Here is an 11,901-nt window from a genome sequence, read left to right as displayed (position 1 = left end):
AGGTCTAAAACTGACTATGCATCATATAAATCCAAATAAGTTACTTCTATCTAAATGGACATCTACATCGCCAACCCATAAAGAAAAACATTTTATCGTGACTGAGTTGATTCGTGACGAACAAGACAAAGTTATTGAATGTATTATTGAAGCTGTGATCAATAAAAATCAGTATTCACTTCATTGGCAAGCGTTATCATCCACAGATAATTGGAAGCAAGGTTGGAAGTAGTTGGCTCTATACCGCAACCGGCATTATCCACTTATTTTTTTGATTCCGCTTCTAGTTCACTTAAACGTGCTTCTAAAGCAATAAGCTTTGCTCGATATTTTGCTAGCATGGCTTCTTGCACTTCAAACTCTTCACGTGTGACCAAGTCCATCTTTGTTAAGGTATTACGAGCAACTTCGTGTAATTGTGCTTGTATTTCTTCTTTCGGTAATTTACCAAGTGTTTCTGCTGCTTGTCCTAATCCTGTACCTAATTGCTTAATAAATTGGTCTATCATGTCATTCTCATTCGTTGTTTTGCTTATTACTTAATAATACGCTGGTTTACTTAATAGTATGTACAGTATAGAGGTCGATGAAAGGTGCAAACAAGCCATCTTACTCATCAATTTATAATGAATGAGCAAGATTAAAGCTCTCTGCATCCTATAAACGATTAAAAAGAGCATAGTTTTTTACTTTATAGACCATCACTCTGCCTCCTTTCTGTGCAAAAACTCACTATTGTTTGTTTCTTAAAGACGATATTTAGAATATAAAACTAACAGAGTGACTTGAAAACCATGCATTTAATCAATTGAAAGTATGATTCTAGAGGCTTACAGGTCAAAAAAATGCATCCAGAAAACATCATTGCACCAAATTAAAGCAGCAATACAGACTCACCCCAATATACGGCACAAAACAAAGCACACTCACATTCTTTTTAATTCCAAAAAACCAACATAATCCTTACAAAGCCTTACAGGTTAAGGCTGCGCCAATATATGGCACGCATTTTGAATAAAGTCACCTACCTGCGATACACAATAATACTGACTTTTAAAGGAGACAGTGGGTATGAAGCTTATAACTGCCATCATCAAACCATTCAAATTGGATGATGTTCGAGAAGCACTTTCTGAAATCGGCGTTCAAGGTATCACCGTGACAGAAGTAAAAGGTTTCGGACGTCAAAAAGGTCATACGGAACTATACCGTGGCGCTGAATATGTAGTCGATTTTTTACCTAAAGTAAAAATCGAACTTGCTATTGCAGACGACATGACAGACCAAGTAGTAGAAGCTATTACTGGTGCTGCGAACACTGGAAAAATTGGCGACGGTAAAATCTTTATCGTTAACCTAGAGCAAGCGGTTCGTATTCGTACCGGCGAGACTGGTGTAGAAGCAGTTTAATCACTGCTCGAATCTTACAAGCCTTAGGGGGGCGAAACATGCAAGATCAAATTTTTCACTTACAATATGCCATGGACACGTTTTACTTTTTAGTGTGTGGCGCACTAGTTATGTGGATGGCAGCTGGATTTGCCATGTTAGAAGCGGGTTTAGTACGCGCTAAAAACACCACTGAAATTCTAACCAAGAACGTGGCCTTGTTTGCCATCTCTTGTATTATGTACCTAGTTTGCGGTTACTCTGTCATGTACGGTGGCGAGTGGTTCTTAACTGGCATTCAAACTGTAGATGTAAACTCTACTTTGTCTGATTTTGCTGGCCGTGAAGATGGCTTCGAGGGTGGTTCTATCTACTCTGGCGCATCTGACTTTTTCTTCCAAGTTGTATTCGTAGCAACTGCAATGTCCATCGTTTCTGGTGCCGTTGCTGAGCGTATGAAGCTTTGGGCTTTCCTAGCATTTGCTGTTGTCATGACTGGTTTCATTTACCCAATGGAAGGTAACTGGACTTGGGGTGGCGGTTCTGTATTCGGTTTGTTTAGCCTTGGTGATTTAGGTTTCACTGACTTTGCAGGTTCAGGTATCGTACACATGGCAGGTGCTGCAGCAGCATTAGCTGGTGTTCTAGTACTTGGCGCTCGTAAAGGAAAATACGGCCCAAACGGTGAAATACGTGCTATTCCTGGTGCTAATCTACCTCTTGCTACATTAGGTACATTGATTCTTTGGATGGGTTGGTTCGGTTTCAACGGCGGCTCTGTTTTAAAACTTGGCGACATCGCAAGTGCTAACTCTGTTGCTATGGTATTCTTGAATACAAATACAGCAGCTGCTGGCGGCGCAATCGGCGCACTTATCCTAGCTCGCATCTTGTTTGGTAAAGCAGATCTAACAATGCTTCTAAACGGCGCATTGGCTGGTTTGGTTGCTATCACTGCAGGTCCTGATACACCTTCTGCTTTAGGCGCGACTTTAATTGGTCTAGTTGGCGGTATGATCGTTGTTGTTTCTATCCTTACTCTAGACAAACTAAAAATTGACGATCCAGTGGGCGCTATCTCTGTTCACGGTGTTGTTGGTCTTTGGGGCTTGCTAGCAGTACCTCTAACAAACGATGGTACAACATTCGGTGGACAAATCATTGGCGCACTGACTATCTTTGTTTGGGTATTCGGAGCCAGCCTAGTAACATGGTTGATTATCAAAGCCGTTATGGGTGTTCGAGTTACTGAAGAAGAAGAATACGAAGGCGTTGACCTTTCTGAATGTGGTATGGAAGCATACCCAGAGTTCAGCAAGAAGTAATAGCTACACCATTACAAACCAAGCTTTCTAATCTAAAAAAACCCTCGCCTCGGCGGGGGTTTTCTTTTTTCAGCGATTAAAATCAAATTTAATGCGCTCAAAGATGTCACTTTGCTTTACATTCAGTAAACTGAAAGAATAATAAAGAAGAGAGAAATAGCCCCATGGCCAAAGCAAAAACAGCCTTTGTATGTAATGAATGTGGATCTGACTACGCGAAGTGGCAAGGCCAATGCCAAGCTTGTAAAGCATGGAATTCGCTATCGGAGATACGTCTAACCTCGAGTAAAACACCTGCTAGAGTCTCAGCTAGTCAAGACCCTCGCTATCAAGGTTATGCTGGGGCAATAACCGGCATTCAAAGCCTATCCGATGTCGATTTAACAGATGTACCTCGTTTCAGTTCAGGTGCGAGCGAGTTTGACCGCGTACTTGGCGGCGGCTTGGTTCCCGGTGGTGTTGTTCTAATTGGTGGACATCCTGGCGCAGGTAAAAGCACACTGTTACTCCAAACCATGTGCTGGCTAGCGCAACAACAAAGTGCCCTATACGTTACAGGTGAAGAATCTCTACAACAGGTGGCAATGCGAGCTCAACGTCTTGGCCTACCTATGGACAATTTAAAAATGCTGTCTGAAACCAATGTGGAAGCAATTTTAAATACAGCCCAACAACTCAAACCTAAAGTAATGGTTATTGACTCCATTCAGGTTATGCATCTTGATGGTGTGGAATCCGCGCCTGGTAGTGTTTCTCAAGTACGAGAAAGTGCGGCCGTGTTGACTCGCTTTGCAAAACAAACTCAAACGGTCGTATTACTTGTTGGTCATGTAACGAAAGACGGTTCACTGGCAGGACCAAAAGTACTCGAACATATGGTCGATTGCTCAGTGCTACTTGAAGGTTCAGAAGACTCTAGATTCCGTACACTGCGCGGCATGAAGAACCGCTTTGGTGCAGTCAATGAACTTGGTGTTTTTGCCATGCTCGAAAACGGTTTGAAAGAAGTAAAAAACCCAAGCTCTATTTTCTTAAACCGAAGCAATCACCCAACCGCAGGTAGTCTTGTTGTTGTTATTTGGGAAGGCACTCGACCTTTATTAGTAGAACTACAAGCTTTGGTTGATGATTCACCACTTGGCAATCCAAGACGCGTCACTGTCGGGTTCGATCATAATAGATTAGCCATGCTCTTAGCCGTACTGCACAAACATGGCGGCTTATTAACGTCAGATCAAGATGTGTATTTAAACGTGGTTGGTGGCGTCAAAGTGTCTGAAACCAGCGCAGATCTCGCGGCTATTTCCGCTGTAGTATCCAGCTTCAGAGATAGGGTTCTGCCACATGACTTAGTTGTAATGGGTGAAGTCGGATTATCAGGAGAAATACGCCCTGTAGCATCTGGTCAGGAACGTATCAGCGAAGCTGCCAAACACGGCTTCACGAGGGCTGTCGTACCAAAAGCAAACTGTCCGAAAAAGCCAATTAAAGGCATGACAGTGATTGGTGTGGAACGCTTGTCTGAAGCGCTTGATGCGATCTTTGAAAACTAAGCGCTCTTTCGTTAAAGTCAAACAATCTTATATTGGCTGTTAGTCATTGGTAACTGCCATCTTTTCTAGTTCGAAAAGATCCGCCAATGGCTCATCTTCCATGCCATAAGGCAATGCTTTAATGGAATCAGCCTCCAGTCTTTCTTGCCGCGCTTTTATTAAACGCAACCGTCGATGCTTACAAAGATCGAGTACGTGATAGCGAGCTTCATTCGATAATGAAAACCAATGAAAACGCTCATCTCTACTACGTAAGCATCCTTTGCAAAAACCCTTTTTACTGTTTTCGCACACACCTTTACAGGGGCTTTCTATAACAAACAGTTCAATCTGTTCCATATTACCTCCCCTGAAAATAAAGCGTTTTAATATCCATACTTCACTTAATAGATTTTTAGATACCATAACATAAAACAATACTAGGCTAAAAAACGACCTGCTCCTATGCGCTTATTTTCATATTTTGATTTGTGTAATTAGAAGATAAAAAAATGGCCACCTATCACGAGATGATAAGCAGCCAATAAAAAATACTTCTATCACGTAGATAGAAATACCTGGGATCGATATGTAAATCTAACAACAGTATTAAACTGAATTAAAACTTACATGCTCTGTTCGTTATGGAAACGAAAAGCTTTTACCTTCTCGAACACCAGCCGAAGGCCAGCGCTGAGTAATAGTTTTACGTTTTGTGTAGAAGCGCACCGCATCTGGACCATACGCATGTAGATCACCAAACAAAGAACGCTTCCAACCGCCAAAGCTGTGATATGCCACTGGTACAGGCAATGGTACGTTAATACCAACCATTCCAACTTCAATATTATCGGAGAAGTAACGTGCCGCTTCACCGTCACGAGTAAAGATACAAGTACCGTTACCGTACTCATGGTCGTTAATTAACGCCATCGCTTCTTCCATGGTCTCAACTCGAACCACTTGTAGAACAGGGCCAAAAATTTCTTGCTGGTAACTTTCCATGTTTTTAGTAACACCATCAATTAGTGTTGCACCAACAAAGAAGCCATTTTCGTAACCTTCTACTTTTGGGTTACGACCATCAACAACCACTGTCGCACCTTGAGATTCAGCACTATCAATATAGCCGACAACCTTATCTTTATGCTCTTTTGTAATCACAGGGCCGAAGTCATTTGTTTTATCAGAACATTCACCGATTTTAAGCGGTTTCATTGCTTCAACCATTTTGCTTATTAAAGTATCACCTGCTGCTTTACCAACTGCGACAGCAACAGAAAGCGCCATACAACGTTCGCCAGACGAACCAAATGCCGCGCCAAGCAACTGGCTAACTACATTGTCCATATCTGCATCAGGCATAACAATCGCATGATTTTTTGCACCACCAAGAGCCTGGCAACGTTTACCATTAGCACTGGCTTTGCTGTAAATGTATTCAGCAATTGGTGTAGAGCCCACAAAGCTCACTGCTTTTATGCGTTGATCTTCTAACAGAGTATCAACTGCTTCTTTATCACCATTGACCACGTTGAATACGCCAGCAGGTAGACCCGCTTCATGTAAAAGCTCAGCAAGGAACAAAGCAGTACTTGGATCACGTTCAGATGGTTTAAGGATGAAAGTATTACCGCAGACAATCGCCATTGGAAACATCCACAACGGAACCATTGCAGGGAAGTTAAACGGTGTAATACCAGCAACAACACCAAGAGGTTGGAATTCACTCCAAGAGTCAATATTAGGGCCAACATTTTTACTGTGCTCACCTTTCAATAACTCAGGTGCACCACAAGCGTATTCTACATTTTCAATACCACGTTGAAGCTCACCCGCCGCATCGTGACAAATTTTACCGTGTTCAGCGCCAATCAATTCACAAATACGATCAGCGTGTTTCTCTAACAAAGCTTTGTAATTGAACATAACGCGAGCACGTTTTAGCGGCGGTGTATTACGCCATTCTGGATAAGCTGCTTGCGCGACAGTAATAGCTTCTTCAACTGTTGCTTTTGATGCGATGGCAACCTGCTTTGTCACTGTGCCTGTTGCAGGGTTAAAAACATCTTGATTACGCACTGATTCTTGTGACGGTTTACCACCAATCAAATGTCCGATAATTTCCATGAGCACTCCATAATAATTAAGCTAAAACGTTTTTCTCGATGCTTGAGATAAATATAGTCAACAAAAACAATCTGAGATAAAAACAATGTGTATTGACTCTACTATGCCAGAGTAATAGATTATAAATAGTATAATCTATTAACGCTTAGTTAATCATTTACTTAACTAATTAATTTATTTAAATGAAGAGCCATTCAATAAGCAATAAAAATGGGCAAGGTATATAAATGAAGAAGTTTCAAAGTCAGGTAAGCGATGCTGACCTTAGGGTTTTACGCATTTTTCGGACAGTCGTGGAATGTGGTGGTTTTTCGGCCGCTGAAGTTGACCTAAACATTAGTCGTGCGGCCATTAGTATCGCTATTTCTGATTTAGAAACCCGTCTTGGCTTTCGTCTTTGCCAGCGCGGCAGATCAGGCTTTTCCCTAACTAACGAAGGTAGCCAAGTTTACGATCACACCTTACAGCTTTTGTCTTCTATTGAGGATTTCCGTACACATATTAATGCTCTTCATCAACATTTAAAGGGCGAGTTAAACATAGGCATCACAGATAACCTTGTTACCTTACCGCACACACGTATCACCAGAGCCTTGGCTGGTTTAAAAGACAAAGGACCGCAAGTCTCTATTAACATTCGTATGATTCCACCTAACGATGTAGAAAGAGGCGTGTTAGATGGAACGCTGCATGTGGGTATTGTGCCTGATTTAAAAATCCTCAATGGATTAGACTATAGTCATTTGTATCAAGAAGAATCTAAACTCTACTGCAGTGACACACATCCGCTTTTCAATATGGACGATAAAAAAACATCCAAGACAGAACTTAAAAACTTTGATGCTGTTCTCCCTGCCTATGCTCAAACACCAGAAATAAAAACCCAACACCAACCTCTAACAGCCAGCGCCACCGCCACAGACCGAGAAGGTATCGCGTTTCTCATTTTGACTGGTCGTTACATTGGTTTTTTACCAGATCACGTGGCAGAACGATGGATTCGAGATGGTCGCATGCGTGCTATTTTGCCAGCCCAATGCCATTACGTAACACAATTTTCTTCGATAACTAGGAAAGGCGCACGCACCAACCTCGTTTTAGAAACTTTTCTAAAAGAACTCGAAAAAACACAATAATCTTTCTTTTTTATAATTCTTATTTCACAACGCCAACATAAACAAATAACCATGCTAACTCTTAGAGATATTCCATTACGGTAATATCTTTAATATATATTTAAAAATTTATATCCAAGTAGAAGAGATATAAAATACTTTCATCTTACTATTTCCAGATAATTTACGGAGCAATGAATGAATCGCGTAAAGCGCATAAATATGATGGTTGGTTTTGTAGTAACCACAGCGTTATTAATCACTGGCTGTTCAACAAGTGAAACAGATGTCACTGTAGAAAAAGAAATCATTCGTCCAGTCAAACTTCTCGCCATAAAATCAACAGATGCGGTAAATATCCGTCGCTTCCCTGCTGAATTACAAGCCAGTGAAGAAGTCGATTTGGCTTTCCGTGTAGGCGGCCAGATTATCAAGCTAGATATAACGTCCGGACAACGAGTTAATAAAGGAGATTTATTAGCCACTCTTGATCCGACTGACTTTCAATTGCAAATTGAATTAGCTCAAGCAAACCAGCGATTAGCAGAAGCACAATTCAAACGAATTCAGACGATGTTAAAGCAAAATGCAACAACACGTTCTCAATATGACTCTTCAAAAGTGACATTAGATCAAGCTGACAACGCGCTTCAAACCGCAAAGAATCAACTTAAATACACTAAGGTTTATGCTCCTTTTGACGGAGTAATCGCTTCTGTCTATACAGAAAAATTTCAATACGTTGGTGCAACACAAAAGCTGATGCACATACAAAACATCGATAAATTAGAAGTAGATTTTCAAGTACCTGAAAACCTAGTTGTTAGCATTCGTTCAACGAAATTAAACTACGCCCCAAGAGTTATTGTGGACGTTGCTCCTGAAGACACATTATTCGGCATTTATAAAGAACATAAAACGACGCCAGACCCAAACACCAAAGCATATGATGTGACTTTGAGCCTAATACGTGAAGACAACAAAGAGCACACTCTTTTACCTGGTATGACAGCAAATGTTGATATGGATTTAAACCAACTATTAGGTGAAGTAAAGCATTTCACTGTGCCAGTTGAAGCCGTATTACGTCATGAAAACACAACAACAGGACAATCAGAAAGTTCCGTTTGGATTTTCAATGAAAGCACTCAAAAAGTAGAAGCTCGTGCAGTAAAACTTGGTGTTCTACACGGTGACTCTATTGAAATTTTAGAAGGGCTTAAAGAAAACGATCAAGTAGTTACTGCAGGCGTTCACACTCTCACAGATTCAATGCAAGTTCGTCCTTGGACACGTGAGAGAGGTCTATAATGGATATTGCAGCGTATTTCATGAAACGTAAAGTTACCAGCTGGATGGTAACTTTGATTCTACTGATTGGTGGTGCTTTGGCTTTCACTAGTCTTGGTCAATTAGAAGACCCTGAATTTACGATCAAAGATTCTTTGGTCATCACTACTTACCCTGGCGCATCGCCAGAGCAAGTTGAAGAAGAAGTTACTTATCCAATTGAACGTGAGCTTCAGAATTTGCCTTATGTGGACAAAATCAAGTCCACTTCAAAAGCAGGTTATTCAAAAGTTCAAATTACCATTAAAGACACTTATCGCGCCAAGGAATTGAAGCAGATTTGGGACGAAGTTCGTAAGAAAATTCGTGACATTTCAGGTACTTTTCCAAGCGGTGTTAGCACCCCAATGGTGTTGGATGATTTCGGCGATGTATACGGCGTAATGCTTGCTATTCATGGTGACGGCTATCCATATAAAGACCTAGAAAACTACGTTGATTACGTTAAGCGTGAATTGGTTCTAGTGGATGGGGTCGCCAAAGTGAGTGTTGCTGGCGAGCAAAATGAACAGGTTACGATCGAGATTTCACGATCTAAACTAGCAAACATGGGCATCGCGCCTAGCCAATTACAAACATTATTGGCAAACCAAAACAGCGTATCGAATGCAGGACGCGTTAAAGTAGGCAGCGAGTACATTCGTATTAGTCCAACGGGGGAATTCAACGATATTTCTGAATTAGAAAACCTGATTGTTGGTAAACCAATTGATGGTAACTTAATTCGTCTAAGTGACGTTGCTACGATCAAACGGGAATATACTGACCCACAATCTCACCTGGTGAATTTCAATGGTGCAAAATCATTACTGTTAGGCATCTCTTTTTCTTCTGGTGTTAACGTAGTAAAAATTGGTGAGCACTTAGAAACACGCATTGAAGAGTTAAAATACCAGCAGCCAATTGGTATGGAAATGGATGCGATTTATTTCCAGTCAAAAGAAGTGGATCGTTCTGTTTCTAACTTCTTATTGAATCTTGCAGAAGCAGTCGGCATCGTTATCCTCGTGCTATTGATTTTCATGGGCGTTCGTTCTGGTATCTTGATTGGTTTGATTTTGTTGTTGACCATTCTTGGCACTTTTATTGTAATGGATTACTTCAAAATCAACCTGCAAAGGATCTCGTTAGGTGGGTTGATCATCGCGCTCGGGATGCTGGTGGATAACGCCATTGTTGTGACCGAAGGCATACTCATCGGTTTGCAACGCGGCATGACAAAAGTCCAAGCGGCAAGTTCCGTAGTAAAACAAACCAAGTGGCCTTTGTTGGGCGCTACTGTTATTGCGATTACCGCTTTCGCACCGATCGGCTTATCTCCAGATGCGGTGGGTGAATTTGTTGGCTCTTTATTCTATGTATTGTTGATTTCACTATTTTTGAGTTGGATTACTGCGATCACGCTGACACCATTTTTCTGTGACTTATTTTTCAAAGAAACCATTGCAAAAACAGATAACAATGAAGAAGAGCAAGCAAAAGTAGACCCCTATAAAGGTTTCATGTTCACAGGTTATAAATGGCTATTAGACAAAGCCATGCATTATCGTTGGACAACCGTTGTCTTGTTGCTTGCTTGCTTATTTACTTCTGGCTGGGCATTCCAATTTGTGAAACAAGCTTTCTTTCCACCCTCTACCACGCCAATGTTTTACATGGACGTGCAGATGCCAGAAGGCACTCATATTGAAGACACATACAAGAAAGTTATCGCCATTGAAAAAGACTTGTTAAAAGATGAACGTATCGAGTACGTCACATCAACAACAGGTCAAGGTGCTCTCCGCTTTATGCTGACTTACAACGCAGAGCAAACGAACTCAAGCTATGCTCAGTTTATTGTTCGCACTAAAGACAAAGACATCATTCCACAGCTATTGACTGACCTTTACTTCAAAATGAAGGAAGACTATCCAGAGTTAGAAGTGAAATTGCAGCGTCTGCAATTAGGGCCAGCAAGTGGTGCCAAAATTGAAGCACGCATCAGTGGACCAGACCCTAAATTACTACGTCAGTACAGTGCTCAGGTACAAGAAATATATCGTGCAGATGGTGGATTAGAAAGTATTAAAGACAATTGGCGCCAGCAAGTTAAGGTACTTCGCCCTATCTTTAACGATGCTCAAGCACGTCGTTTAGGCATCAGTAAGACAGATTTGGATAATGTGTTGCTAACCAACTTCACTGGTTCTCGTATCGGCTTATACCGTGAAGGCACAGATTTATTGCCTATCATGCAAACCGTTCCTGAAAACGAGCGTTTGTCTATTGACCAAATTAGAGACTTACAGATTTACAGTCCGTCTTCTGGTTCATATGTAACGCTTTCAACCTTAGTATCAGGTTTTGAAACTACGTGGGAAAATCCAATCATCGAACGTCTTGATCGTAAACGTACGATTACCGTTATGGCGGACCCAAATATTCTTGGTGATGAAACCGCTATGGCTGTATTTGGTCGTATTCGTGGCGATGTTGAAGCTATCGAATTACCTCCAGGCTACAGCCTAGAATGGGGTGGTGAATACGAAAGCAGTACAGATGCACAAGCTAACATTTTCAGCGCGCTGCCAATGGGTTACCTGTTCATGTTCATCATTACCGTGTTGTTATTTAACTCGGTTCGTGTGCCGCTGACTATTTGGTTTTGTGTGCCTTTGGCCTTGATTGGTGTATCCACTGGATTACTTGTGATGAACTCAGCATTTAGCTTTATGGCTTTGCTAGGCTTCTTGAGTTTATCCGGTATGACAGTAAAAAATGGTATCGTATTAGCCGATCAAATTAATTTCGAACTTGAACAAGGCACTGAAAAATACGAGGCAATTTTCAACTCAGCTGTTAGTCGTGTGCGCCCTGTTTGTATGGCGGCAGTGACGACTATTTTGGGTATGATTCCATTATTGTTTGATGCATTTTTTGAAGGAATGGCGGTTGTTATTTCGTTTGGACTAGGGTTTGCAACCATTTTAACCTTGATTGCAGTACCTGTATTTTACTCGCTTCTTTTTCGCGTAAAATATCGTTCACACCGTGATTTCTAGTTATTCTATTCACTGA

The 11,901-nt window shown here is 41.2% G+C and carries 10 protein-coding genes; 7 read left to right on the top strand and 3 right to left on the bottom strand.

Going from position 1 to position 11,901, the window contains the following annotated elements; genetic code table 11:
• Positions 1-16: 16 nt before the first annotated feature.
• Entirely contained in the window at positions 17-232 is a 216-nt protein-coding gene (locus IF202_RS08870; protein WP_191594508.1) for a TIGR02450 family Trp-rich protein, read from the top strand.
• A 31-nt stretch (positions 233-263) separates the two neighbouring features.
• On the opposite strand, the gene IF202_RS08865 is transcribed toward IF202_RS08870, so the two are convergent.
• Positions 264-509, bottom strand: a complete 246-nt coding sequence (locus tag IF202_RS08865) for an accessory factor UbiK family protein (protein ID WP_191594507.1) — start codon at positions 507-509, stop codon at positions 264-266.
• A gap of 562 nt (positions 510-1,071) precedes the next feature.
• Between IF202_RS08865 and glnK the strand changes: the two genes are divergently transcribed.
• From glnK to radA, 3 genes are all read left to right on the top strand, one after another.
• Positions 1,072-1,410 carry a P-II family nitrogen regulator gene (glnK, locus tag IF202_RS08860; protein WP_024023270.1) on the top strand — a complete coding sequence of 113 codons (339 nt, stop codon included), beginning with the start codon at positions 1,072-1,074 and terminating at the stop codon, positions 1,408-1,410.
• Positions 1,411-1,448: 38 nt separating this feature from the next.
• On the top strand, positions 1,449-2,714 hold the full coding sequence (locus IF202_RS08855) for an ammonium transporter (RefSeq protein ID WP_191594506.1): 1,266 nt from the start codon (positions 1,449-1,451) through the stop codon (positions 2,712-2,714).
• 164 nt (positions 2,715-2,878) lie between these two features.
• Positions 2,879-4,267, top strand: a complete 1,389-nt coding sequence (gene radA / locus IF202_RS08850; RefSeq protein ID WP_191594505.1) for a DNA repair protein RadA — start codon at positions 2,879-2,881, stop codon at positions 4,265-4,267.
• Between the two features lie 39 nt (positions 4,268-4,306).
• Here the strand turns inward: radA and IF202_RS08845 are convergent, their stop codons facing one another.
• The gene (locus IF202_RS08845; RefSeq protein WP_191594504.1) at positions 4,307-4,606 is read right to left on the bottom strand and encodes a DUF1289 domain-containing protein; all 300 of its coding nucleotides are present in this window, start codon (positions 4,604-4,606) and stop codon (positions 4,307-4,309) included.
• 282 nt (positions 4,607-4,888) lie between these two features.
• Positions 4,889-6,376 (bottom strand): CoA-acylating methylmalonate-semialdehyde dehydrogenase, encoded by a 1,488-nt coding sequence (locus tag IF202_RS08840; RefSeq protein ID WP_191594503.1) that lies wholly within the window; start codon positions 6,374-6,376, stop codon positions 4,889-4,891.
• Positions 6,377-6,603: 227 nt separating this feature from the next.
• On the opposite strand from IF202_RS08840, the gene IF202_RS08835 reads away from it, so the two are divergent.
• The 3 genes from IF202_RS08835 to IF202_RS08825 all read left to right on the top strand — a co-directional run bounded on the left by IF202_RS08835 (position 6,604) and on the right by IF202_RS08825 (position 11,885).
• A complete protein-coding gene (locus IF202_RS08835; RefSeq protein WP_191594502.1) occupies positions 6,604-7,512 on the top strand; it encodes a LysR family transcriptional regulator in 909 nt (302 codons plus the stop codon).
• Positions 7,513-7,689: 177 nt separating this feature from the next.
• Positions 7,690-8,802 carry an efflux RND transporter periplasmic adaptor subunit gene (locus IF202_RS08830; protein ID WP_191594501.1) on the top strand — a complete coding sequence of 371 codons (1,113 nt, stop codon included), beginning with the start codon at positions 7,690-7,692 and terminating at the stop codon, positions 8,800-8,802.
• A complete protein-coding gene (locus IF202_RS08825) occupies positions 8,802-11,885 on the top strand; it encodes an efflux RND transporter permease subunit (RefSeq protein ID WP_191594500.1) in 3,084 nt (1,027 codons plus the stop codon). Before IF202_RS08830 ends, IF202_RS08825 begins: the two co-directional genes overlap by 1 nt.
• Positions 11,886-11,901 lie beyond the last annotated feature (16 nt).

Source organism: Marinomonas colpomeniae, from assembly GCF_014803385.1.
GTDB lineage: Bacteria > Pseudomonadota > Gammaproteobacteria > Pseudomonadales > Marinomonadaceae > Marinomonas > Marinomonas colpomeniae.
The sequence above is the reverse complement of the archived record's forward strand: the minus strand, read 5'-3'. Positions and strand labels throughout refer to the sequence as shown.